General features: G+C 71.9%; 22 protein-coding genes. 15 read left to right on the top strand and 7 right to left on the bottom strand.

Translation table 11 applies throughout. The annotated features are described in order from the left end of the window. The first annotated feature begins 185 nt into the window (after nucleotides 1–185). From IE257_RS21580 to IE257_RS21545, 8 genes are all read left to right on the top strand, one after another. Nucleotides 186–851: an HAD family hydrolase gene (locus IE257_RS21580; RefSeq protein ID WP_189970967.1), complete on the top strand. Its 666-nt coding sequence runs from the start codon at nucleotides 186–188 to the stop codon at nucleotides 849–851. A gap of 43 nt (nucleotides 852–894) precedes the next feature. Beyond that, the gene (locus tag IE257_RS21575) at nucleotides 895–2142 is read left to right on the top strand and encodes an MFS transporter (RefSeq protein WP_189970966.1); all 1248 of its coding nucleotides are present in this window, start codon (nucleotides 895–897) and stop codon (nucleotides 2140–2142) included. Next, a complete protein-coding gene (locus IE257_RS21570) occupies nucleotides 2114–3262 on the top strand; it encodes an acetoin utilization protein AcuC (RefSeq protein ID WP_189971061.1) in 1149 nt (382 codons plus the stop codon). Before IE257_RS21575 ends, IE257_RS21570 begins: the two co-directional genes overlap by 29 nt. Before the next feature lie 117 nt (nucleotides 3263–3379). Beyond that, nucleotides 3380–4210, top strand: a complete 831-nt coding sequence (locus IE257_RS21565; protein ID WP_189970964.1) for a phosphatase — start codon at nucleotides 3380–3382, stop codon at nucleotides 4208–4210. 114 nt (nucleotides 4211–4324) lie between these two features. Next, on the top strand, nucleotides 4325–4534 hold the full coding sequence (locus tag IE257_RS21560) for a helix-turn-helix domain-containing protein (protein ID WP_008738568.1): 210 nt from the start codon (nucleotides 4325–4327) through the stop codon (nucleotides 4532–4534). A 142-nt stretch (nucleotides 4535–4676) separates the two neighbouring features. Then, nucleotides 4677–4775, top strand: a complete 99-nt coding sequence (locus IE257_RS21555) for a 30S ribosomal protein bS22 (protein WP_003948845.1) — start codon at nucleotides 4677–4679, stop codon at nucleotides 4773–4775. Between the two features lie 95 nt (nucleotides 4776–4870). After that, on the top strand, nucleotides 4871–5956 hold the full coding sequence (locus tag IE257_RS21550) for an NAD-dependent epimerase/dehydratase family protein (RefSeq protein WP_189970962.1): 1086 nt from the start codon (nucleotides 4871–4873) through the stop codon (nucleotides 5954–5956). Beyond that, nucleotides 5956–6936: a lysophospholipid acyltransferase family protein gene (locus IE257_RS21545; RefSeq protein WP_189970960.1), complete on the top strand. Its 981-nt coding sequence runs from the start codon at nucleotides 5956–5958 to the stop codon at nucleotides 6934–6936. The genes IE257_RS21550 and IE257_RS21545 overlap by 1 nt, the downstream gene beginning before the upstream one ends. A gap of 93 nt (nucleotides 6937–7029) precedes the next feature. On the opposite strand, the gene IE257_RS21540 is transcribed toward IE257_RS21545, so the two are convergent. The 3 genes from IE257_RS21540 to IE257_RS21530 all read right to left on the bottom strand — a co-directional run bounded on the left by IE257_RS21540 (nucleotide 7030) and on the right by IE257_RS21530 (nucleotide 10612). Further along, nucleotides 7030–8235, bottom strand: a complete 1206-nt coding sequence (locus IE257_RS21540; protein ID WP_189970958.1) for a DUF5667 domain-containing protein — start codon at nucleotides 8233–8235, stop codon at nucleotides 7030–7032. A gap of 228 nt (nucleotides 8236–8463) precedes the next feature. Then, nucleotides 8464–9276: an ECF subfamily RNA polymerase sigma factor, BldN family gene (locus IE257_RS21535; protein ID WP_189970956.1), complete on the bottom strand. Its 813-nt coding sequence runs from the start codon at nucleotides 9274–9276 to the stop codon at nucleotides 8464–8466. 361 nt (nucleotides 9277–9637) lie between these two features. Continuing rightward, nucleotides 9638–10612, bottom strand: coding sequence for an HAD family hydrolase (locus tag IE257_RS21530; RefSeq protein ID WP_189970953.1), 975 nt, complete (start codon nucleotides 10610–10612; stop codon nucleotides 9638–9640). A gap of 106 nt (nucleotides 10613–10718) precedes the next feature. Between IE257_RS21530 and IE257_RS21525 the strand changes: the two genes are divergently transcribed. From IE257_RS21525 to IE257_RS21505, 5 genes are all read left to right on the top strand, one after another. Beyond that, nucleotides 10719–10997 (top strand): glutaredoxin family protein, encoded by a 279-nt coding sequence (locus IE257_RS21525; RefSeq protein WP_189970951.1) that lies wholly within the window; start codon nucleotides 10719–10721, stop codon nucleotides 10995–10997. Nucleotides 10998–11270: 273 nt separating this feature from the next. Further along, the gene (locus tag IE257_RS21520) at nucleotides 11271–12077 is read left to right on the top strand and encodes a redox-sensing transcriptional repressor Rex (RefSeq protein ID WP_189970950.1); all 807 of its coding nucleotides are present in this window, start codon (nucleotides 11271–11273) and stop codon (nucleotides 12075–12077) included. Next, a complete protein-coding gene (locus IE257_RS21515) occupies nucleotides 12074–13813 on the top strand; it encodes a glutamyl-tRNA reductase (RefSeq protein WP_189970947.1) in 1740 nt (579 codons plus the stop codon). Before IE257_RS21520 ends, IE257_RS21515 begins: the two co-directional genes overlap by 4 nt. Beyond that, the gene (gene hemC / locus IE257_RS21510; RefSeq protein ID WP_189970945.1) at nucleotides 13810–14778 is read left to right on the top strand and encodes a hydroxymethylbilane synthase; all 969 of its coding nucleotides are present in this window, start codon (nucleotides 13810–13812) and stop codon (nucleotides 14776–14778) included. Before IE257_RS21515 ends, hemC begins: the two co-directional genes overlap by 4 nt. Further along, nucleotides 14775–16442 carry a bifunctional uroporphyrinogen-III C-methyltransferase/uroporphyrinogen-III synthase gene (locus IE257_RS21505; RefSeq protein ID WP_189970943.1) on the top strand — a complete coding sequence of 556 codons (1668 nt, stop codon included), beginning with the start codon at nucleotides 14775–14777 and terminating at the stop codon, nucleotides 16440–16442. The genes hemC and IE257_RS21505 overlap by 4 nt, the downstream gene beginning before the upstream one ends. 76 nt (nucleotides 16443–16518) lie before the next feature. On the opposite strand, the gene IE257_RS21500 is transcribed toward IE257_RS21505, so the two are convergent. Beyond that, the gene (locus IE257_RS21500) at nucleotides 16519–17472 is read right to left on the bottom strand and encodes a GlxA family transcriptional regulator (RefSeq protein ID WP_189970940.1); all 954 of its coding nucleotides are present in this window, start codon (nucleotides 17470–17472) and stop codon (nucleotides 16519–16521) included. 125 nt (nucleotides 17473–17597) lie between these two features. Between IE257_RS21500 and IE257_RS21495 the strand changes: the two genes are divergently transcribed. Together IE257_RS21495 and hemB are read left to right on the top strand one after the other, a co-directional pair. Further along, a complete protein-coding gene (locus IE257_RS21495) occupies nucleotides 17598–18659 on the top strand; it encodes a saccharopine dehydrogenase NADP-binding domain-containing protein (protein WP_189970938.1) in 1062 nt (353 codons plus the stop codon). Between the two features lie 76 nt (nucleotides 18660–18735). After that, nucleotides 18736–19737, top strand: coding sequence for a porphobilinogen synthase (gene hemB / locus IE257_RS21490; protein ID WP_030869723.1), 1002 nt, complete (start codon nucleotides 18736–18738; stop codon nucleotides 19735–19737). A 216-nt stretch (nucleotides 19738–19953) separates the two neighbouring features. Here the strand turns inward: hemB and IE257_RS21485 are convergent, their stop codons facing one another. Genes IE257_RS21485 through IE257_RS21475 form a run of 3 tightly spaced genes read right to left on the bottom strand, consistent with a single transcriptional unit; the run spans nucleotide 19954 to nucleotide 22424 of the window. Next, nucleotides 19954–20745, bottom strand: a complete 792-nt coding sequence (locus IE257_RS21485; protein WP_189970936.1) for an ABC transporter permease — start codon at nucleotides 20743–20745, stop codon at nucleotides 19954–19956. After that, a complete protein-coding gene (locus IE257_RS21480; RefSeq protein ID WP_189970934.1) occupies nucleotides 20742–21746 on the bottom strand; it encodes an ATP-binding cassette domain-containing protein in 1005 nt (334 codons plus the stop codon). Before IE257_RS21480 ends, IE257_RS21485 begins: the two co-directional genes overlap by 4 nt. 12 nt (nucleotides 21747–21758) lie before the next feature. Beyond that, entirely contained in the window at nucleotides 21759–22424 is a 666-nt protein-coding gene (locus tag IE257_RS21475) for a DUF4097 family beta strand repeat-containing protein (protein WP_189970932.1), read from the bottom strand. Nucleotides 22425–22445: the final 21 nt, after the last annotated feature.

Below are 22445 nucleotides of genomic sequence, written 5' to 3'. Positions count from 1 at the left end.
GCCCCGCACCAGCCCTTATGGGTTCGGTGCGGGGCTTTTCTGCGTTTACGGGCCGGCTCGCGTTGACGCGGCCCGATCGGGCCGGCGGTCGCTCTGTCGTCCGAATGGCCGCAGCAGTCCGCTGATGCGTCGTCGGCGGCCCGGCGAGACGGGCTCTGCGTCCGTTTAGTTCGTACTGTGGGGGTATGGGCTACGACCTCGTCATCTTCGACAACGACGGCGTGCTGGTGGACAGCGAGCCGCTCGCCAACAGCATCCTCGCCGGGTACCTGACCGAGCTGGGGCACCCGACCACCTACGAGGAGTCGGTCCGCGACTACATGGGGTCCGCCGTGCACCGGGTGCACGACCTCGTCGTGGAGCGGACCGGGCAGCAGCTGCCGGCCGACTTCGACGAGACGCTGCACGCGCGGACCGTCGCCGCGTTCGAGCAGGAGCTGAAGCCCGTCCCCGGCGTGGAGGAGCTACTGGGGGCGCTGACCGCTCAGGGCGTCGGCTACTGCCTCGTGTCCTCCGGGAGTCACGAGCGGATCCGGGCGGGGCATCGGGTGGCCGGGCTCGACGGGTGGTTCGAGGAGGAGTGGATCTTCAGCGCGCAGGACGTCGGCCAGGGGAAGCCGGCTCCCGATCTGTACGTGCACGCGGCGCGGCAGATGGGCGTGGAGCCGGCCCGTTGCGTGGTCATCGAGGACAGTCCACTCGGCGTCCGGTCCGCAGTCGCCGCGGGCATGGACGTGTACGCGTTCACGGCGATGCTGCCCGCCGACCAGCTCCCCGGGGCCACCGGGCACTTCGGTGACATGAAGCAGCTCACCGGGCTGCTCGGACTGGAGGCCGGACTGGGTATGTGATCTCTCTACCCACGGGTAGCCCGTGGCCCTACGCTGACCCGCCATGACGGATGATGTGCGGCTGCGGCACGGCCGAGGCGCTCTGGGGTTCAGTTTCTTCGTGCAAGGCGTCACCTTCGCGCTGCTCGTGACGCGGATCCCGGCCATCCAGGACCGGTACGGGATATCCGACGCCCTGCTGCCGGCCTTCCTCGCGGCCGTGCCGGTCCTCGCGGGGGCGTCGAGCGTGGCCACCGAGCACCTGGTGAAGCGGGTCGCGCCCAGCGTCGTACTGCGGTGGGCACAGCCGCTGGTGCTGCTGTCGCTGCTGGGCGTCGGCGCCGGCGACCGGATGTGGCACGTGGCGGTGGCCCTGGGAGCCTTCGGGCTGTCGGTGGGGGCCCTGGACGCCTCGATGAACATGCTCGGAGTCAGCCTGCAGCGGGCGTACGGGCGGAGCATCATGCTCGGCTTCCACGCCGCCTACAGCCTCGGCGGGATCCTGGGCGCGTCGGCCGCGTGGGCGGGGGCGCACTGGGAGCTGAACCTGTTCGTCAGCTATCTGCCGGCCGTGGTCGTGCTGTTGCCGCTGGCGCTGCTGGGGAGCCGGCGCTACGTCGACGGGACGGGGCCGGCCGGGGCGGGACCGGGAGAGGCGGGCGAGGAGGGTGAGAAGGGGCTGGGGGCCGGTGGGTTCAAGCTGCTCCTGCCGCTCTGCCTGGTGATGGCGTGCGCGTACATCGGGGACTCCACGGTGGCGAACTGGAGTGCCAAGTACCTCCAGGACGTGCTCGGGAGCTCGGAGCAGACGGCGACCGTCCCCTACAACGTCTACATGGTGACCACCCTCGTGGGGCGGGCCGTCGGGGACCTGGGCGTGCGGCGCTTCGGGGCGGCGGCCGTGGTGCGGGCCGGGACGCTGGTGGCGGCCGCCGGGTTCGCGGTGGTGGCGGCGGCGCCGGGGGCGTGGGTGGGGATGCTCGGCTTCACTCTGCTGGGGATCGGCCTGTGCGTGATCGTGCCGCAGACCTTCGCCGCCGCGGGGCGGCTCTTCCCGGGGGCGTCCGACACGGCCGTCGCGCGGCTCAACATCTTCAACTACGTCGGTTTCCTGATCGGGTCCCCGCTCGTCGGGGCGGTCGGTGACGCCTGGAGCTACCGGGGGGCGATGCTGGTGCCGATGGCGCTGGTCCTGGTGACCTTGTTCCAAGCCCGCTCGTTCGGCTGGGAGCCCGCCCGATACGGTGTCCGGCATGAGCGGCGAGCCGGTGACCGGGCTGTTGATGTGGGACGAGGCGGTAACGAGGTATGACTTCGGACCGAGCCATCCGATGGACCCGGTGCGCCTGGCGCTGACCATGGGCCTGGTGCGCGCCTTCGGGCTGGACCGGGCCATGGAGGTGCGGGCGGCCCCGGTGGCCGGGGACTCGACGCTGCGGCTGGTGCACCGGGAGGACTACGTCGCCGCGGTGCGCGAGGTGTCGCAGGACCCGGGGGTCGCGGACGGTTCGTACGGGCTGGGGACCATGGACGACCCGGCCTTCCACGGGATGCACGAGGCGTCCGCGCTGATCGCCGGGCAGTCCGTGGCGGGCGCGGAGGCGCTGTGGAGCGGTGAGGCCGAGCACGCGGTGAACTTCGCCGGCGGGCTGCACCACGCGATGCCGGGCGGGGCGGCCGGCTTCTGCGTGTACAACGACGCGTCGCTGGCGGTGGCGCGGCTGCTGGAGCTGGGGGCCGAGCGGGTCGCGTACGTGGATGTGGACGTCCACCACGGGGACGGGGTGCAGGCGGCCTTCTGGGACGATCCGCGGGTGCTGACCGTCTCGATGCACGAGCATCCGCGGACGCTGTTCCCGCAGACGGGCTGGCCGGAGGAGACCGGTGGCCCGGGTGCGGAGGGGTCGGCGGTGAACATCGCGCTGCCCGCCGGCACCGGGGACGAGGGGTGGCTGAGGGCCTTCCACGCGGTGGTGCCGGAGCTGCTGGCGGACTTCCGGCCGCAGGTGCTGGTGACCCAGCACGGGGCCGATACGCACTTCGAGGACCCGCTCGCGCACCTGGCGGTGTCGCTGGACGCCCAGCGGGCCGTCCAGGAGTCCTGTCACCGGCTCGCGCACGAGTACGCGGACGGGCGGTGGCTGGCGCTGGGCGGCGGCGGGTACGCGGTGGTGGATGTCGTGCCGCGGTCGTGGACGCACCTGGTGGGGATCGCCGCGCACCGGCCGGTGGATCCGCAGGCGGCGGTGCCGGCCTCGTGGCGGGACGAGGTGTACGCGCGGACCCGGCAGTTGGCGCCGGCAAGGATGACGGACGGGCGGACCCCGGCGTGGTCGGAGTGGGAGGCGGGCTACGACCCGGCGGACCGGACGGATCAGGCCGTCCTGGCGACCCGTCGGGCGGTCTTCCCGTTGCGCGGGATGCTGACCTGACCGCGCGGCCGGCCGTGCGGACTGCCGATCGGGCGGCTCTGATGCATCGTTACGCCAACTGTGGGGCTGTTCGCCGGAATTGATGACCCGCCAGATGTGTTGGGGCAGCATCGGAGGGTGTTGAGCACCGGCGCGTTGCGTGCGCATCTGCTGGCCGCCCGGTTGGCCGGGCCCGTCGCGACCTCCCGGGAGGAGAGCCTGCGCAGTTACCGGCTGTTCGCTGCGCGGGATCCGCGGGTGATGCTGGGGCTGGATCCGGAGTGGGGCTGGGGCGAGGGTGATCTGCTGAGGCTGATGGCGGACAAGTGCGGGGTCTCGGCGGATCCGGCGCATGTCAGCGGGCCGGACGTGATCGACCCGGAGCGCACGGTGGCCGCGCTGGAGGCCTTCGCGGGGCGGCTGTGCGAGGCGGCGCGGGCGCGGTCGCCCGTGCTGTTCGGGACGGGGCATCCGCATCGGCTCCTGGGCTTCTACGCCGGTTTGGCCGAGGCGATGTCGGCGGCGGGATGTGTTGTCCTCACTCCGGCGCAGGGGGTGCGTGTCGACATGGCGACCCGGTTCGGCGTACGCACGCACAGCATCGAATACGTACGGGGGGTCGCATTGGTGCGGGAACCCGGCGTGCGGGTGCCGGGGAGTGCGACCGGCGTGCACACCCATTCGCCGCTGCCGGTTCGGATGGCGCTGGGGGCCCTCGCGGAGGCCGGCGGGCCGTTGCCGGAGCTGGTGGTGGGGGACCACGGGTGGGTCTGCGGTGCAGGTCAGCTGGGTGTGGAGGCGATCGGGCTGGCTGACACGGATGATCCGGCGCTGTTCGTCGGGGAGGCCGAGGGGCGGGTCTCGGTGGCCGTTCCACTTGATGACGCGGTGCGAGCGGACTACTACCGACCGCTTACGCGCTATGTGCTCGGCCGCGCAAGTCTGACGGGGCGGCAGGAGTGGCCGTAGCTCCTCTTCCCCACTCGTATCACGCGCCCCTACTCTGGGGAGTGAGCGTGCGACGACGAGGAGTAACCGGAGGGGAAGCCGGTGCCCGTCATGCGCGGAAGGTCAAGGTGTGTCATGGCTGCTGGCGAGAGGCCTCTCAGTGAGGTTCAGTTCCTGACCGTGGCGGAGGTCGCCTCGGTGATGCGAGTGTCGAAGATGACCGTGTACCGGCTGGTGCACAACGGTCATCTGCCCGCAATCCGGGTGGGCCGGTCCTTCCGGGTCCCCGAGAACGCGGTCCACGAGTACCTCCGAGAGTCCTATGTGGGGGTGGAGTCGGCCTGAGACTGAGGCTCGGGAAACCCCTGGCTACAACGCGGAAGCGCTCGGATTACAAGCTCAGAGCTCGGGCGGGTAGGCTAGGCCGACGTAGGTCGTGTGGGCCCAGACGCCCCGCACCAGTGAAGAGAAGTGAGCGAGGGTAGTCGTGGGCTCTGTTATCAAGAAGCGGCGCAAGCGGATGGCTAAGAAGAAGCACCGCAAGCTGCTCAAGCGCACCCGCGTCCAGCGCCGTAACAAGAAGTAAACGGCAGCTGTACGTGTTCTCCGCAGCCCCTCCACCATCCTGGTGGAGGGGCTGCGGTGCAGCCGGGGGACTTCTTCGAGGGAGGCGCTGAGCTCGTGGGGAAGGTCGTACTCGTCACCGGGGCAGCCCGGCAGTTGGGCGGCCGCTTCGTGCGCCGGATCCAGCGTGACCCGGACGTCGAGCGGGTGATCGCGGTGGACGCGGTGACACCGCCGCACCGGCTCGGATCGGCGGAGTTCGTCCGTACGGACATCAGGCAGTCGGCGATCGCCAGGGTGCTGGCCGAGCACGCCGTGGACACGGTGGTCCATCTGGCGGTCACCGGAGGCAGCGCGGGCACGGGCGGCGCGCACAGCACCGTCAAGGAAACGAACGTCATCGGGACCATGCAGCTCCTCGGGGCCTGCCAGAAGTCGCCGACGGTCCGACGGCTCGTGGTGAAGTCCAGTACCAGTGTGTACGGGGGCACCTCCCGGGATCCCGCCGTCTTCACCGAGACCACGGAGCCGAAATCGCTGCCGGCGGGCGGGTTCGCGAAGGACGCCGCCGAGGTCGAGGGCTACGTACGGGGCTTCGCGCGCAGACGGCCGGACGTCGCGGTGTGCGTGCTGCGGTTCGCGAACATCCTGGGGCCCTATGCGGACTCGGCGCTCGCCGAGTACTTCTCGATCCCGGTGATGCCGACCGTGCTGGGGTACGACCCGCGGCTGCAGTTCGTGCACGAGGACGACGTCCTCGAAGTGCTGCGGCTGGCGGCGCGGGAGCCGAGGCGCGGGACGTTGAACAGCGGGACCTTCAACATCGCGGGCGACGGCGTGCTGCTGCTGTCGCAGTGCTCGCGGCGGCTCGGGCGGCCCACGCTGCCGCTGCTGCTGCCCGCGTTGAACTGGGTGGGATCCGCGCTGCGGGCGGTCGGAGCCACCGATTTCTCGCCGGAGCAGATAAGGCTGCTCACCCACGGCCGGGTCGTGGAGACCACGCAGATGCGCGAGGTCCTCGGCTTTGAACCGCTCTACACGACCGCGGAGACCTTCGCGGACTTCGCCCGGAGCCGGGGGAGCGGTCTGCTGCCGCCGGAGCGGGTCGGACGGGCCGTGGACCGGGTGGCGGCCATGCTGGACGCAGACGGGCTCGACGGGCTCAAGGACGACGCCTACGCGGCTGAAGGAGCGAAGCGATAGTGGCGGACGCCAAGGTCATTCCCTTCGACGAGGACCGGCCGCGGCGGCGGATCCCCCGCCGGGTGCGGGCGGTGCCCGCTGCCGATCCGGTGGTGGAGCCGCCGGCGGGCCCCGAGCCGGCGCCGGCGGCGGCGCCGGGCGACAGCTGGGACCGGCGGATCGCCGGCGGGCTGGCCTTCCTGCGGCGGCGGGTCACCGGGGATTACGAGGTCGACGACTTCGGATACGACAAGGAACTGACGGACCAGGTCCTGATGTCCCTGATGCGGCCGCTGTACGACAAGTACTTCAGGGTCGAGGTCAAGGGCATCGAGAACATCCCGGCGGAGGGCGGCGCGCTGATCGTGGCGAACCACTCCGGGACGCTGCCGCTCGACGGGCTGATGCTCCAGGTCGCCGTGCACGACCACCACCCGGCGGAGCGGCACCTGCGACTGCTGGCGGCGGACCTGGTGTTCATGCTGCCCGTGGTCAACGAGCTGGCCCGCAAGGCGGGGCACACCCTGGCGTGCGCGGAGGACGCGCAGCGGCTGCTGGAGGCCGGAGAGCTGGTCGGTGTGATGCCGGAGGGCTTCAAGGGGATAGGGAAGCCGTTCGGGGACCGGTACAAGCTGCAGCGGTTCGGGCGGGGCGGGTTCGTGTCGACGGCGCTGCGGGCGGGGACGCCGATCGTGCCGTGCTCGATCGTGGGGGCGGAGGAGATCTACCCCATGGTCGGCAACGCGAAGACGCTGGCGCGGCTGCTGGGGGTCCCGTACTTCCCGATCACGCCGACGTTCCCGTGGCTGGGGCCGCTCGGGGCGCTGCCGTTGCCGACGAAGTGGACGATCCAGTTCGGCGAGCCGATCCCGACGGACGGGTATGCCGCGGAGGCGGCGGAGGACCCGATGCTGATGTTCAACCTCACGGACCAGGTGCGGGAGCAGATCCAGCACACGCTCTACAAGCTGCTCGTGCAGCGGCGGTCCGTGTTCTTCTGAGGCGTGCCGGAGCAGCGCCCGAGCCGGAGCGGGCCGGGGGCGGGCGGGGCGAAGGAAAGGGCGGGGCCGCCTGGGCGGCCCCGCCCTTCCTCCTTACTCGGCGTCCTCCGTGCCCAGGCCCAGGCCCGGGAGGAGGCCCGGGAGCAGGGGCGGGATGGTGATGTCCGGCTGGGGGATCTCCGGATTGCCCGAGGCGGGCGGTGCCGATTGTCCCGCGGGCGGGTTGAGCAGCTCGCCCGTACCGCCCAGGAGGCCGCCGGCGGGAGGCCGGGAGCTGCCCGAGGGGGACGGCGCCGTGGGGCTGCCGGAGGGCGTGCCGGCGGCGGGGGCGGAATGCTGTGTGCCGCTCGGGGTGCCCGGCTTGGCGGACGAGCCGGGGGTGCCTCCGGTGCCGCGGGACTGCTCCGGGGGCTTCGGGAGCAGGCTCTGGAGCGGCGCCACGTCTTCGTCTATGGCCTGGAAGACCGACTCCACCTCTCCGCCGACGTCGGTGAGCTGCGCCGGGAGCTTCTCCCGGAGCTTGCCCCACGCGTCGCGGTGCGAGCGGGAGAACGACGACAGCTTCTGGATCGGGCCGAGCGAGCCGTCCCGTTCGTACGCTGCCTGGAGGAGGCGGTGGCCTGCCTCCGCGTCGTGCTTCACACCCGCCAGTGCCCGGCGGATCGCGCCCAGGGACTCGTGGTCCAGGTCGCCGAGCCGGCCTCGTTCCATCAGCCTGCGGGCTTCCGACAGGCGACTGGATGCCTGGTCGAGATAGAGCTCGCCCCGGTCCGCGTCGTCGTCGGCCATCCCCAGCTTCAGGTCCTCCATGCCCCGCTTCACGGGGTAGAGGTGGTCACCGGGCAGGGCGTCGGAACTGGCAGCGGCCACTCCGCTGAAGGCCCCTGCGGCCACACCCACGGTGAGGCCGCCCGCTGCGATGCCCTTGGACCAGCGGGAGCGGGGCCGCAATTTCCGGAGCGGGGTCGCCCGGTGGGCGCCGCGGCCGGTCCGCTGTTCGGGCACCTGAGGGTCCGAGGCGGCACCGCCCCCGGCCCTCTCCTCCAGCACCATGGCCTCCATGGCGGCAATGAGCTGGGCTCGTTGCACCACTTTGACCTCGGGGTCCAGCACTGGGCGCGGCATTCTTTCGCCGAGCACGCTCGCCAGGGCCAACAACCGGTCGTGGTCGGCAGGTTCGGCAGGTGCCTCGGACTGCTCGGCCGCCGAGTCCGGTTCCGAAAGGTCGGACGGGGTCCGATCCTCCAGGGCCTGGGCGAAGGCGTTCGCCCGCCGGTGCGGGGTCACGTTCGCGATCACTGGCGGCACCTCCTCTCGTCATGACGATCGACTCCCCAAGGTGTCCGGAAGGTTGCCTTCCTTGAGCGCATCCACACTTTCGAGTGAGCGGCTTCGGGCAAAGCGTGTCCACAGGGAGCCTGCATTCCGCACAACGAGCGTCGCGGCACTTGGGTTACGGACGAAGGATGATCTGACCACAGCGTCATCGAGGGGTCACCGAGTGTGAGGTTGTGTGGTGTCGGAGGGTCAGCGGGCGTCTTCGGGAAGGAGGCGGGCCAGGGTGCGGACCGCCCGGTACTGGAGCGTCTTGATGGCGCCCTCGTTCTTCCCCATCACCCGGGCCGTCTCGGCGACCGAGAGGCCCTGCAGGAAGCGCAGGGTCACGCACTCCTGCTGCTGTGGATTGAGCTTGCGCACGGCTTCCAGCAGGGCCGCGTTGGAGAGGGACTCCAGGACCGAGTCCTCGGGGCTGCGCTCGACCTCGTTCGCGTCGAGCATCTCGCCGGTGGTGACCTCCAGCCGGAAGCGGCTGGACTTGAAGTGGTCCGCCACCAGGTTCCGGGCGATCGTCACGAGCCAGGCGCCGAAGTCGCGGCCCTGCCAGGTGAAGGTGGAGATCCGGCGCAGGGCGCGCAGGAACGTCTCGCTGGTGAGGTCCTCCGCGGTCGCCTTGCCGCCGACGCGGTAGTAGATGTACCGGTAGACCGTGTCGCTGTACTGGTCGTACAGGCGGCCGAAGGCATCGGCCTCGCCCGCCTGGGCGCGTTCGACCAGGTCCATCATGCGGGCCTGGTCGCTGTCCGCCGTGGGACGGCGGTGGGTGGCCTGGGTGGCGGTGCCGGCGGCGTTCGAGCCGCCGGCGGCGCGACCTCGTCTGCCCACCGTCGCGCCGCCGTCGGTCAGGGCATAGCAAGGACCGGCCGGGCCGAGGCCGGCAGGGACCGCGGCGGCGAAGGCGGGGACGGCGTACGCGGTGGGGACGAAGCCGCGCAGGTGGTCGAGGACCGTTGCGCGCAGCTGAGCCAGGCCCGAGGCGTCAACCCCGACAGGTGGGTACACGGGACTCCCAGAGGCAGAGCTTCCATCACGTGCAGTGCGGGACCGTTCACCCGTCGTGGCGACAGATGACCGGTGGCATGCGTTTGAGGAGAATAACGCTTCGTACAGGCAGCGCTACACCCAGTTGCTCAAATCACCGGTTCCGACACTTCTGTTGCGTGTCGAGGGCATATTCAGTCGCAGATGGTGATCGATTCTTGATCGCTTGGGTGCGCGGAATGGACGCTTCCATGGGGGCTCGCGACCGAGTCGGGCATGCCGGAGTGCCGCGCCGGGGGCGCGGGTAGAGGTGAGCGAATGCCCGTGGCAGGGCCGTGCCGGGCGGCGGCCCCGGGGCTCGCGGGCCCCGGGCCTGGGGTTGTTACTTGCGGCGGCGGTGCAGGGCGATGGCGGCGGCCGCGCCGCCCGCGATCGCGCCGACGCCGGCGGCCGCCGGGACGCCGACCTTCACGGCCTTGCGACCGGTCCGATAGTCGCGCAGCCGCCAGTCGTTGGTCCGGGCATGCTTGCGAAGTTTTGTGTCGGGATTGATCGCGTACGGATGTCCGACCAGCGACAGCATCGGGATGTCGTTGTGCGAATCGCTGTACGCCGCGCAGCGTTCGAGATCGAGCCCCTCGGCGGCGGCCAGGGCGCGGACCGCCTCTGCCTTGGCGGGGCCGTGCAGCGGCTCGCCGACCAGGCGGCCGGTGTAGACCCCGTCGACGGACTCGGCGACGGTGCCGAGGGCCCCGGTGAGGCCGAGGCGGCGGGCGATGATCGTGGCGGTCTCCACGGGGGCGGCCGTGACCAGCCACACCTTCTGGCCGGCGTCGAGGTGGGCCTGGGCCAGGGCGCGGGTGCCGGGCCAGATCCGCTCGGCCATGTACTCGTCGTAGATCTCCTCGCCGATCGACATCAGCTCGGAGACCTTGTGGCCCTTGACGATGGACAGGGCGCTGTCGCGGGCGTCCTGCATGTGCTCGGGGTCCTCGACGCCGGCCAGCCGGAACCAGGCCTGCTGCCAGGCGAAGCGGGCGAGTTCGCGGCGCCGGAAGAACTCGCGCTTGTAGAGGCCGCGGCCGAAGTGGAAGATCGCGGCGCCCTGCATGACGGTGTTGTCGAGATCGAAGAAGGCGGCGGCGAGATCGTCGCCGGCGACCGGGAAGGCGGGCTCTTCCGGGGTCGGTTCGGGGCCCTCCTCGGCGCGGGTCCCCGGTTCCGTTTCGGGCCCGGTGAGCGGTGGGGCCTCGGTCAGAGCGGTCTTGCGGGCGGCCTCGGCCGAGGCCTCGCCCGCCAGCACGCTGCGTGCGGTGGCGGAGCGCCGACGAGGGGGGAGCCATCCGAGAGCGGCCATGACGCGAGCATAGCCACTGTGTTCGGGAGTTCCCGAACCGATGGGATGCGGAGGCGTGAACTCTTCGGGGCGCTCCTGTTACGCGAGGGCGCGGGAGAATGGCCGCATGAGCCCTTTGTTTCGCCGTAAGGAAAAGAAGCGTCCCGGGGAGCGGATGGTCACGCTCATCGGGAAGCCGGGGTGCCACCTGTGCGACGAGGCGGAGGAGGTGGTCGCCCAGGTGTGTGCCGAGACCGGTGCGCAATGGGAGAAGAAGGACATCTCGCAGGACGAGGAGCTCTACCGGTTGCACTGGGAGCAGATTCCGGTGGTGCTCGTGGACGGCGAGCAGCACACCTTCTGGAGGGTGAACCCGGACCGGCTCCGGCGGGCGCTGGAGGCCTGACCCTCCTCCCGGTTACCATCATGGGCGTTTTATGGGGTCTCGGGGGCGTATCTGTGAGGAGTGTGCACGGTTTTGCCCCCTTTGGGATTTGAACGGGTTCGGCGTGCCGCTGGTTCCGGCTTTGTCTGCCGAACTCGCGTGACCCCGGTCACTTTGGTCGGACAAACCGGACACAATCTTTGTGCACGCGTTCACAAAGGCATAGCCTGCTGTCGACGGGGCGGTCCTGGGACAAGTGGCCGCCTGCAGCCCCGCTCATCCCGCAGGAGCATCGTGGCAACTGGCCGAACTCACCGACCGGCGACCCGCAGCCGAGGTATTCCCGAGGCCACTGTCGCCCGGCTTCCGCTGTACTTGCGTGCCCTCACCGCGCTCTCCGAGCGATCGGTGCCCACGGTGTCCTCCGAGGAGCTCGCGGCCGCCGCCGGAGTCAACTCCGCGAAGCTGCGCAAGGACTTCTCGTACCTGGGTTCCTACGGGACCCGCGGCGTCGGCTACGACGTCGAGTACCTCGTCTACCAGATCTCCCGCGAGCTCGGTCTGACCCAGGACTGGCCGGTCGTCATCGTCGGCATCGGTAACCTCGGCGCCGCGCTCGCCAACTACGGCGGCTTCTCCGCGCGCGGCTTCCGTGTCGCGGCCCTCATCGACGCCGACCCGGCGATGGCCGGCAAGCCCGTCGCCGGCATGTCCGTGCAGCACACCGATGATCTGGAGAAGATCATCGAGGAGAACGGCGTCTCGATCGGCGTGATCGCGACCCCCGCGGGTGCGGCGCAGCAGGTCAGCGAGCGGCTGATCGCGGCCGGCGTCACCTCCATCCTGAACTTCGCGCCCACCGTGCTGTCCGTGCCCGAGGGCGTGGACGTGCGCAAGGTCGACCTCTCCATCGAGCTCCAGATCCTCGCCTTCCACGAGCAGCGCAAGGCCGGTGAGGAAGCGGCCGCCGCTGCCGCCGGCGGCTCCTCCGTGGGCGGCGCCGCCCCCGCCGCGGCCGTGGTGCCGCCGGCCGGGCGCAGCGCCGCCGAGACGCGCAAGGGCGGGCCCGAGGGTGACGTTCCGGCGGTGATGCCGGCATGAGTCTGCTCGTCGTAGGGCTGAGCCACCGCAGCGCGCCCGTGAGCGTGCTGGAGCGGGCTTCGCTGTCCGCCGATGCCAAGGTGAAGCTGCTGCACGACACCCTCGCCGCCGAACCGGCGACCGAGGCGACCGTGCTCGCCACCTGCAACCGGATCGAGCTGTACGCGGACGTGGACAAGTTCCACGCCGGCGTCGCGGAGCTGTCCACGCTGCTCGCGCAGCACAGCGGGGTCGGGCTGGAGGAGCTCACCCCGTACCTGTACGTGCACTACGAGGACCGGGCGGTGCACCACCTGTTCTCGGTGGCGTGCGGACTGGACTCGATGGTCGTGGGCGAGGGGCAGATCCTCGGCCAGATCAAGGACGCGCTGGCGCTGGGGCAGGAGCTGCACACCGCCGGCCGGCTGATCAACGATCTGTTCCAGCAGGCGCTGCGGGTCGGCAAGCGGGCGCACTCCGAGACCGGGATCGACCGGGCGGGCCAGTCGCTGGTGACCTTCGGGCTGGAGCAGCTCGCCGTGAACGCGCCGGTGGGCGAGTGGGCCGCCGGCAAGCGGGCGCTGGTGATCGGGGCCGGGTCGATGTCCTCGCTGGCCGCGGCGACGCTGGCGCGTGTCGGTGTGGCCGAGATCGTCGTGGCGAACCGGACCGCCGACCGGGCGGAGCGGCTTGCGGAGATTCTGGTTGCCTCGGGCACCGGGGTCTCGGCCGTGGCCGTGCCGATGGCCCGCGTCGCCGATGAGCTGACACGAGTCGACGTGGTGGTGTCCTGCACGGGCGCGACCGGGCTGGTGCTGACCGCCGACGACGTGCTGGCCGCCGTGTCCTGGGGCGCCGGTGGGCTCGCGCCGGCGGAGCAGGACGAGGCCGGGGCTGCGCCCCGGGCCTCCCAGGGGCTCCGCCCCCGGACCCCCGCGCCTCGAACTCCCCCGGCTACCGCTGGGAGGGGCCCCCTGGCGGGGCTGGAACTGGCTGATGTCGTGGCTCGTCTTGCGGCCGCTGCCGAAGGCGGGAGGCGCCTGGCCGATGCCGGGGCGGCTCGGACCATCAGCGCTCCCGTGGACGACGGGTGTCCCGTCGGGCCGGACGGGCGCTCCGCGCTGACCGGGGTCGACGCCAACTCCCTCGAACTGCACGGGACCTGGGCCGACCAGGGCGAGGCCGCCGCGCAGCGGCAGCCGCGCAGGAGCACCCGTACGCAGGACCGGCCGGCCGCCGTCCGGCTCGCGCTGCTCGACCTGGCCATGCCCAGGGACATCGACGCGGCCGTGCACCGGATCCCGGGCGTACGCCTCGTGGACATCGAGTCGCTCGCGGAGGCGTCCGCCGACGCCCCGATGGCGGCCGACGTCGACGCCGTGCGCGCGATAGTCGCCCAGGAAGTGGCGGCCTTCGGGGCGGCGCAGCGGGCGGCGCACATCACGCCCACCGTCGTCGCCCTGCGGGCCATGGCGGCCGAGGTCGTGGCCATGGAAGTGGCGCGCCTCGACGGGCGGGTGCCCGACCTCGACGAACGGCAGCGTGCCGAGGTCACCCAGACCGTGCGCCGCGTCGTGGACAAGCTCCTCCACGCGCCGACCGTGCGCGTCAAGCAGCTCGCGAGCGAGCCCGGCGGCGCCGGGTACGCGGAAGCGCTGCGCGAACTCTTCGACCTCGACCCTCAGACGGTTGCTTCCGTCAGCCGGGCGGACGCGGCCGATCCGATGAACGACGACGACCCAGGACGGGCATCATGAACACACGTCCCGACCAGCCGCTGCGGCTCGGTACGCGGCGGAGCAAGCTGGCCATGTCCCAGTCGGGGCACGTCGCCGACGCGGTACGGGCCGTCACCGGCCGGGCCGTCGAGCTCGTGGAGATCACGACCTACGGCGACGTCTCGCGCGAGCACCTCTCGCAGATCGGCGGGACGGGCGTGTTCGTCACGGCCCTGCGCGACGCGCTGCTGCGCGGTGACGTCGACTTCGCCGTGCACTCGCTGAAGGACCTGCCGACGGCGCAGCCCGACGACCTCGTGATCGCGGCCATGCCGCGCCGCGAGGACGCGCGGGACGCGCTCGTCGCCCGGGACGGTCTGACCTTCGAGCAGCTGCCCGACGGTGCCCGGATCGGTACCGGGTCGCCGCGGCGCACCGCCCAGCTCAACCACCTGGCGCTGTCGCTCGGCAAGCGGATCGAGACGGTGCCGATCCGCGGCAACGTCGACACCCGGATCGGCTTCGTCCGTGACGGTGAGCTCGACGCCGTCGTGCTGGCGGCCGCCGGACTGAACCGGATCGGGCGCGGTGACGAAGCGACCGACCTGCTGCCCGTCGACAGCGTCCTGCCGGCTCCCGGCCAGGGCGCCCTGGCCGTGGAGTGCCTCGCGTCCGACACGGACCTCGTCGCCGCGCTCGGCGAACTCGACGACCCGCACACCCGGGCCGCCGTGACCGCCGAGCGTTCCCTGCTCGCCGCCCTGGAGGCAGGCTGCAGCGCACCCGTGGGCGCGTTCGCCGACCTTCTGGCGGACGGGGAGATTGTCAATGAAATGCGCCTGCGCGGCGTCGTCGGAACCCTCGACGGCACGACGCTGGTGCAGCTGTCCACCACCGGTCCCGTGCCCCAGTCGTACGACGAGGCCATGGCGCTCGGCCGCGAACTCGCGGACGAGATGCTGGCCAAGGGCGCGGCCGGTCTGATGGGGGAGCGATCGCTTTGAACCCCTCAATTCCGACCACCTCCGCCTATCCGGCCGTCGCCGCCCACGGACGCGTCACCTTCCTCGGTGCCGGCCCGGGCGACCCGGGTCTGCTGACGCTGCGCGCCGTCGAGGCGCTCGCCGCCGCGGACGTACTGATCGCGGAGCCCGAGGTGCTCGAGGTCGTACGGACGCATGCGCGCGCGAATGTCGACACGCCGCAGCTGACGATTGCTGACGAGGTGTCAGCAGCCGCCGGGGTCCCGGTGATCCGGGACGCGGCCAATCTTGTCATGGAGGCCGCACGCTCCGGCAGGCGGGTCGTACGTGCCGTCACGGGCGACCCCGGACTCGACGGGAACGCCGCCGAGGAGATGCTCGTCTGCGCCACCGCGGGCATCCCCTTCGAGGTGGTGCCCGGTGTCGCGACCGCGGTGGGCGTACCCGCGTACGCCGGTGTCCCGCTGCGCGACAAGCAGGGCGCGGACGTGCGGTTCGTCGACGCGCGAACGGCCTCGGCGCGCTGCTGGAGCGAGGTGGGCGCGAGCGACGGCATCCTCGTCGTGTCCGCGACGCTGGAGACGGTCTCGGCGGCCGCCGCCGAGCTGGTGGGCGCCGGGCGCAAGCCCGACACCCCGCTGACCGTGACCGTCGCCGGTACCACCACGCGGCAGCGGACCTGGTGCGCGACGCTGGGCACGATCGCCCAGGTGTTCAAGCAGGGCAAGGTGCTCCCCTCGCCCGAGGGCGCCCGGCCCGTCATAGCCGTGGTCGGTGAGCACAGCGCCGTCGCGCGGCGCGAGGACCTGTCCTGGTTCGAGTCGAAGCCGCTGTTCGGCTGGCGGGTGCTCGTCCCTCGTACCAAGGAGCAGGCCGCTTCGCTCTCCGACCAGCTGCGTTCGTACGGCGCGGTGCCCCACGAGGTGCCGACCATCGCCGTGGAGCCGCCGCGCACCCCGCAGCAGATGGAGCGGGCGGTGAAGGGCCTGGTGACGGGCCGCTACGAGTGGATCGCCTTCACCTCGGTCAACGCCGTGAAGGCCGTCCGCGAGAAGTTCGAGGAGTACGGGCTCGACGCGCGCGCCTTCGCGGGCATCAAGGTCGCCGCGGTGGGCGAGCAGACCGCCGCCGCGCTCGTGGAGTTCGGCGTCAAGCCGGACCTGGTGCCCAGTGGCGAGCAGTCCGCGGCCGGACTGCTGGAGGACTGGCCGCCGTACGACCCGGTCTTCGACCCGATCGACCGGGTGTTCCTGCCGCGCGCCGACATCGCGACCGAGACGCTGGTCGCCGGGCTGATCGAGCTCGGGTGGGAGGTCGACGACGTCACCGCCTACCGGACGGTGCGCGCGTCGCCGCCGCCGGCGGACACGCGTGAGGCGATCAAGGGCGGCGGTTTCGACGCCGTGCTCTTCACGTCCTCCTCCACGGTCCGCAACCTGGTCGGGATCGCCGGGAAGCCGCACAACGTGACCGTCATCGCCTGTATCGGGCCGGCGACGGCCAAGACGGCGGAGGAGCACGGGCTGCGCGTGGACGTACTGTCCCCGGAGCCTTCGGTGTCGAAGCTGGCGGAGGCTCTCGCCGAGTACGGTGCGGCACGCCGCGAGGCGGCCAAGGAGGCCGGCGAGACGGTGTTCAGGCCGAGCGAGCGACGGCCGGGGGCGCGGCGACGTCGTACGACGTGAGCGGTTTAAGGATCGACCGTCGGAGAGGGGCCCGGGTGCGGTGAGCACCCGGGCCCCTTTCCGTTTCCGGTCGCCGTCAGGCGGGGTTCGCGCTGCGGAAGGCGCGGCGGTAGCTGTCGGGCGGGACTCCGACGACCCGTTTGAACTGGCGCCGCAGGGTGGTGGCGGTGCCCATGCCGGTGGCGACGGCGACCGCTTCGATCGTCTCGTCGGTGGACTCCAGCAGCTCCTGGGCGCGGCGCACGCGCTGGGTCAGCAGCCATTGCAGCGGGGTCTGCCCGGTGACCGCCCGGAACCGGCGTCCCAGGTGGCGCGGGCTCGTACTGGCCCGGCGCGCCATGTCGGTGACGGTCAGCGGCCGGTCGAGGCGCTGCTGGGCCCAGGCGAGCAGGTCGGCGAGCTGGTGGTCGCCGCCGCCCGACACCTGGACCGGGGTGGACACGAACTGGGCCTGACCGCCGGGCCGGTGCGGCGCCATGACGAGGCGGCGGGCGATGGAGTTGGCGACGGCGGCGCCGTGGTCGAGGTGGATCAGGTGCAGGCACAGGTCCACGGCGGCGGCCTTGCCCGCGGCCGTGAGCACGCTGCCGTTGTCCGTGTAGAGGACGTCCGCGTCGACCTCGGCCCGCGGGTGACGTGCGCTCAGCTCCGCGGCGTGCGCCCAGTGGGTGGTGGCCCGCCGTCCGTCGAGCAGGCCCGCGGCGCCGAGGACGAAGGCTCCGGTGCACAGGGAGGCGACCCGGGCGCCGGCCGCGTGGGCCGCGCGTACGGCCTCGACCAGTTCGGGCGGTGGCGGCTCGTCCACGTCGGCGCAGGCGGGCACGATCACGGTGTCGGCCCGGGCCAGGTGCTCCAGCCCGTGGTCGGGCTCGACGGTGAACGGGCCGACGCGCACGGGTCCGGGGCCGCACAGCAGTACGTCGTACCAGCCCTGCGGGGCGTCGAGCGGGGGATTGCCGAAGATCTCGTAGGCCACCGCCAGCTCGAAGTGCAGCATGTGGCCGGCAGCCGCCAGGGCGACAGTGGGCATGTCCGAAAGTGTACGGGTGATGTCGTTCCGGACCATCACGGCGGGGGCCCGCCCGCCCCGAGACTGGGTTCATCGAGCCGCAGAGGACACAGCGGGCACGGCGGCCACAGGGGACGGGGAACGCGATGAGCACGAAGAGCACGGTGGGTACGACGGGCGCGACGGGAGCCGTGGTGGTCTACGGGGCGACGGGACACACCGGCCGCTTCATCGTCGCCGAGCTGCGCAGGCGCGGTATCGCCACCATCGTCTCCGGCCGCAGCGCGGACCGTTTGGAGGCGCTGGCCGCCGAGGGAGCGGCGGACGTGCTCGTCCGCCCGGCCGCCGTGGACGACCCGGCCTCGCTGGACCGGGCGCTCGCCGGAGCGGCGGCCGTGATCAACGCCGCCGGACCGTTCGCGACGACGGGAGGCCCGGTCGTCGAGGCGGCCCTGCGCGCGGGGATCCCGTACGTCGACGTCGCGGCGGAGATCGAGGCGAACGCGGCGATGTTCGCCGACCGCGCGGAAGCCGCCCGCAAGGCGGAGGTGCCCGTGGTGCCGGCCATGGCCTTCTACGGGGGCCTGGGCGACCTGCTGGTCGGCGCGGCCATGGGCGAGTGGACGGGGGCGGACGAGGTGCACGTCGCGTACGGGCTGAGCAGCTGGCAGCCCACGGAGGGCACCCGGGTGGCCGGCGAGGTGTCCCACGAGCGCCGCGGCGGCCGCCGGGTGCGGTTCGCGGACGGCGCGCTGCAGTACCACGAGGACGAGCCGGCGGAGCAGGAGTGGCTCTTCCCGGAGCCGCTGGGCCGCAGGACGGTGATCGCGGAGTTCTCCATGGCCGATGTCGTCACCGTGCCCAGCCACGTGGCCGTGCCACTGGTGCGTACGTACATGGCGGTGGAGGCCGCGCGGGACCTCGCCGGGGCGGACACGCCGGCGCCGGAGGCGGTCGACGAACTCGGCCGGTCGGACCAGACCTTCGTCGTCGACGTCCTGGTTCGCGCGGGCGGCGTCCGGCGCCGGGCCACGGCCCGGGGTCGGGACATCTATGCGGTCACGGCGCCGCTGGCGGTGGAGGCCGTGGAGCGCCTGCTGTCCGGGCGCACCCGGACGACGGGGGTGGCCTCGGCCGCCGCGATGTTCGACGCGCCGGACTTCCTGCGGGCGCTGGCACCGTACCTGTCGGTCGATCTCTCGTACTGACCACCGGGCGGGTGGCCGGGTGGCCGGGCTCTACCCTTGTCCGGACTGCTGTCGATGCTCGAAGAGGCGACTGAAGATGAGCGCGTACGGATCCTTCCCCGGTTCGCGGCCCCGCCGGCTGCGCACCACCCCGGCGATGCGGCGGATGGTCGCGGAGAACCGGCTGCACCCCTCGGACCTGATCCTCCCGGCGTTCGTCCGGGAGGGCATCAGCGAGCCCCTGGCGATCTCCGCGATGCCGGGCGTCGTGCAGCACACCCGGGACACGCTGCGGAAGGCCGCCGTGGAGGCGGTCGAGGCCGGGGTCGCCGGGATCATGCTGTTCGGTGTTCCGGCCGACGAGAACAAGGACGCGCTGGGCACGGCGGGCACCGAGCCGGACGGGATCCTGCAGGTCGCGATCCGTGACGTGAAGGCCGAGGTCGGGGACGACCTGGTGATCATGTCGGACCTGTGCCTGGACGAGTACACGGACCACGGCCACTGCGGCGTGCTCGACGAGCACGGACGCGTCGACAACGACGCGACGCTGGAGCGGTACGCCGAGATGGCGCAGGTCCAAGCGGACGCGGGCGTCCATGTGGTCGGGCCCAGCGGGATGATGGACGGCCAGGTCGGCGTCATCCGTGACGCGCTGGACGAGACCGGGCACGAGGACGTCTCGATCCTCGCCTACACGGCGAAGTACACCTCCGCCTTCTACGGCCCCTTCCGCGAGGCCGTGGCCTCCTCGCTGCAGGGTGACCGCAAGACGTACCAGCAGGACCCGGCGAACGCCCGGGAGTCCCTGCGGGAGCTCGCCCTCGACCTGGAGGAGGGCGCGGACATGGTGATGGTCAAGCCGGCCGGTCCCTACCTGGACATCCTGTACCGGGTCGCGCAGGCGGTGGACGTACCGGTGGCGGCGTACCAGATCAGCGGCGAGTTCGCGATGATCGAGGCGGCGGCGGAGAAGGGCTGGATCGAGCGCGACCGGGCCATCCTGGAGACCCTGCTGGGCATCAAGCGGGCGGGCGCCGACACGATCCTCACCTACTGGGCCACCGAGGTCGCGGGCTGGCTGCGCGAGACCCGCTGACGCACGGCCGTGGCCACGGCGCCGGCGTTGTCACGGCGCCGGTGTTCCTACGGCCGGTCGACGAGGCCGTGGAAGACGACAACCGGTCGGCCCGAGCGGGGACATGAGTGCGGGTGCTCCGGCGGTGGTGGGGCGGAACGCCGACGGGCGGCGCACTCCGACCGTGGTGTCGGGGCACGCCGCCCTGGGGCGGAACGGGTCGTACTGTCATGGCGGTTACTTCGGGTCGCGGTGGAACGAGGCGGTCGACCAGCGGTAGCCGAGGGCCGCCAGGGCGATGGACCAGGCGACGGCGAGCCAGCCGTTGTAGCCGATCTCGGTGCCGAGGAGCAGGCCGCGCAGGGTCTCGATGGCCGGGGTGAAGGGCTGGTACTGGGCGATCGGCTGGAACCAGCCCGGCATCGCCTCGATCGGGGTGAACGCGCTGGAGATGAGCGGGAGCAGGATCAGCGGCATCGCGCTGTTGCTGGCGGCCTCGGCGTTGGGGCTGGCCATGCCCATTCCGACGGCGATCCAGGTGAGTGCGAGGGCGAAGAGCGAGAGCAGTCCGAACGCCGCCAGCCACTCCAGGGCGGTGGCGTCCGTGGAGCGGAAGCCGATGGCGACGGCGACGGCGCCGACGAGGACCACGCTGGCGATCGACTGGAGGACGCTGCCGACGACGTGCCCGATGAGCACGGAGCCGCGGTAGATCGCCATCGTGCGGAAGCGGGCGATGATGCCCTCGGACATGTCGGTGGAGACGGACACCGCGGCACCGATGACGGTGCTGCCGATGGTCATCAGCAGGATCCCGGGGACGACGTACGCGATGTACTCGGAGCGGTCGGCGCCGCCGCCGCCCATGCCCGCGCTCATCACGTCTCCGAAGATGTAGACGAAGAGCAGGAGCAGCATGACCGGGGTGAGCAGCAGGTTCAGGGTCAGCGACGGGTAGCGCCGGGCGTGCAGGAGGTTGCGGCGGAGCATCGTGGAGCAGTCGCGGGCGGCGAGGGAGAGGGTGCTCATCGGACGTTCTCCTTGGTCTGGCCGGTCTGACCGGTCCGGCCGGTCCGGTCCGGCCGGTCGGTCTGTTCGGGGATGCGGGTGCTGCCGCCGGTGAGGGCGAAGAACACGTCGTCGAGGTCGGGGGTGTGCACGGTGAGTTCGTCGGCCTCGATGCCGGCGCTCTCCAGCCGGTCGAGGAGGGAGCGCAGCTCGCGCTGGCTGCCGTCGCTCGGGATCTGCAGGGTCAGTGCCTCGTCGTCGCGGGTGACTCGGGGCAGGGCGAGGGTGGCGGACCGGTAGGCGGCCGGGTCGGTGAAGCGGAGCCGGACGTGTCCGCCGGGGATCAGCCGCTTCAGCTCTGCGGCGGTGCCCTCGGCGGCGATCCTGCCGTCGTCGAGGACGGCGATGCGGTCGGCGAGCTGGTCGGCCTCCTCCAGGTACTGGGTGGTGAGGAAGACCGTCACTCCGTCGGAGACGAGCTCGCGGATGATCTGCCACATGTTGTGGCGGCTGCGCGGGTCGAGGCCGGTGGTCGGCTCGTCGAGGAAGATGATCCGCGGGTTGCCGACCAGGGTCATCGCGATGTCGAGGCGGCGTTTCATGCCGCCGGAGTAGGTGGCCGCGGGCTTCGATGCGGCTTCGACGAGGTCGAAGCGCTCCAGGAGTTCGGCGGTGACCCGCCGCCCTTCGCGGCGGGACAGGCGGTGCAGGTCGGCCAGGAGGAGCATGTTCTCCTCGCCGGTGATCAGGCCGTCGACGGCGGAGAACTGGCCGGTGACACCGATCGCGGCGCGGACGGCCTGCGGGTGGGTGGCGAGGTCGTGGCCGGCGACGCGCAGGTCGCCGGCGTCGGGGGTGACGAGGGTGGAGAGGATCTTGACGGCGGTGGTCTTGCCGGCGCCGTTCGGGCCGAGCAGGGAGAAGACCGTTCCTTCGGGGACGGCCAGGTCGATGCCGTCGAGAACGGTCTTGTCGCCGTAGGACTTGCGCAGCCCGTTCGCCGCGATCGCCAGGTTGGTCATGAGGGGTTCTCCTTAGAGGCTGCGGGCGGTGATGTCGCCGTAGGCGGTGGTGGCGTGGATGGTGAGGTCGGCGGTGCCGTTGCTCCGGAGCGAGTTGTGGATGCGGCCGTAGCTCGTGCCGGCGTCGAGGGAGGCGGAGACGCCGCGGGCGGCGCCGACGGTGATGTCACCGGCCCGGGTGGAGAGTTCGACGGCTCCGTGCTGGGCCTCGGCGATGCTCAGGTCGCCCTTCTGGGTGCTGATCCGTGCGGGGCCGCCGAGTCGGCCGACCGTGATGTCGCCCGCGAGGAGGGTGAGGTGGGCGCCGGCGGTCTCGTCGACCTTGACCGTGCCCTGGGCCCCCTCGAAGGCGAGGTCTCCGAGGCGCCCGACGCCGCGGAACTCGGCGGCGGCCGTCTTCGCCTCGACGCGGGAGCCGGCCGGCAGCTGGACGGTGACCTCGACGGATCCGGAGTTTCCGAGGATCCGGTTCTTGGGGGCCGGTGCCTCGATCCGCAGGACGCCGTCGCGGTATCCGATCCGGATCTCCTGCGCCGCCTTCACGTCGCGGCTCTTGCCGGCGTCGGCGGGGAGGACCTCGACGGTGGTGTCGGCGCGGTCGGCGGCGATGAGCCGGATGCGTCCGGCGGGGATGTCCAGGACGGCGGTGACGGGGGAGGTGGTGGCGAACTTCTGCATGGTGCTTCTCCTTCTTCCTCA

The sequence above is a fragment of the Streptomyces avidinii genome (assembly GCF_014650695.1).
GTDB lineage: Bacteria > Actinomycetota > Actinomycetes > Streptomycetales > Streptomycetaceae > Streptomyces > Streptomyces avidinii.
Note: the sequence above shows the minus strand (reverse complement) of the source record. Positions and strands in the feature narration are given on the sequence as shown.

Bases quoted from the DNA above. Each gene is read 5' to 3' on its own strand.
- IE257_RS21580 (WP_189970967.1), top strand. From the start codon at position 186: ATGGGCTACGACCTCGTCATCTTCGACAACGACGGCGTGCTGGTGGAC.
- IE257_RS21575 (WP_189970966.1), top strand. From the start codon at position 895: ATGACGGATGATGTGCGGCTGCGGCACGGCCGAGGCGCTCTGGGGTTC.
- IE257_RS21570 (WP_189971061.1), top strand. From the start codon at position 2,114: ATGTGGGACGAGGCGGTAACGAGGTATGACTTCGGACCGAGCCATCCG.
- IE257_RS21560 (WP_008738568.1), top strand. From the start codon at position 4,325: ATGGCTGCTGGCGAGAGGCCTCTCAGTGAGGTTCAGTTCCTGACCGTG.
- IE257_RS21530 (WP_189970953.1), bottom strand. From the start codon at position 10,612: ATGGCCGCTCTCGGATGGCTCCCCCCTCGTCGGCGCTCCGCCACCGCA.
- IE257_RS21525 (WP_189970951.1), top strand. From the start codon at position 10,719: ATGAGCCCTTTGTTTCGCCGTAAGGAAAAGAAGCGTCCCGGGGAGCGG.
- IE257_RS21515 (WP_189970947.1), top strand. From the start codon at position 12,074: ATGAGTCTGCTCGTCGTAGGGCTGAGCCACCGCAGCGCGCCCGTGAGC.
- hemC (WP_189970945.1), top strand. From the start codon at position 13,810: ATGAACACACGTCCCGACCAGCCGCTGCGGCTCGGTACGCGGCGGAGC.
- IE257_RS21500 (WP_189970940.1), bottom strand. From the start codon at position 17,472: ATGCCCACTGTCGCCCTGGCGGCTGCCGGCCACATGCTGCACTTCGAG.
- IE257_RS21495 (WP_189970938.1), top strand. From the start codon at position 17,598: ATGAGCACGAAGAGCACGGTGGGTACGACGGGCGCGACGGGAGCCGTG.
- hemB (WP_030869723.1), top strand. From the start codon at position 18,736: ATGAGCGCGTACGGATCCTTCCCCGGTTCGCGGCCCCGCCGGCTGCGC.
- IE257_RS21485 (WP_189970936.1), bottom strand. From the start codon at position 20,745: ATGAGCACCCTCTCCCTCGCCGCCCGCGACTGCTCCACGATGCTCCGC.
- IE257_RS21480 (WP_189970934.1), bottom strand. From the start codon at position 21,746: ATGACCAACCTGGCGATCGCGGCGAACGGGCTGCGCAAGTCCTACGGC.
- IE257_RS21475 (WP_189970932.1), bottom strand. From the start codon at position 22,424: ATGCAGAAGTTCGCCACCACCTCCCCCGTCACCGCCGTCCTGGACATC.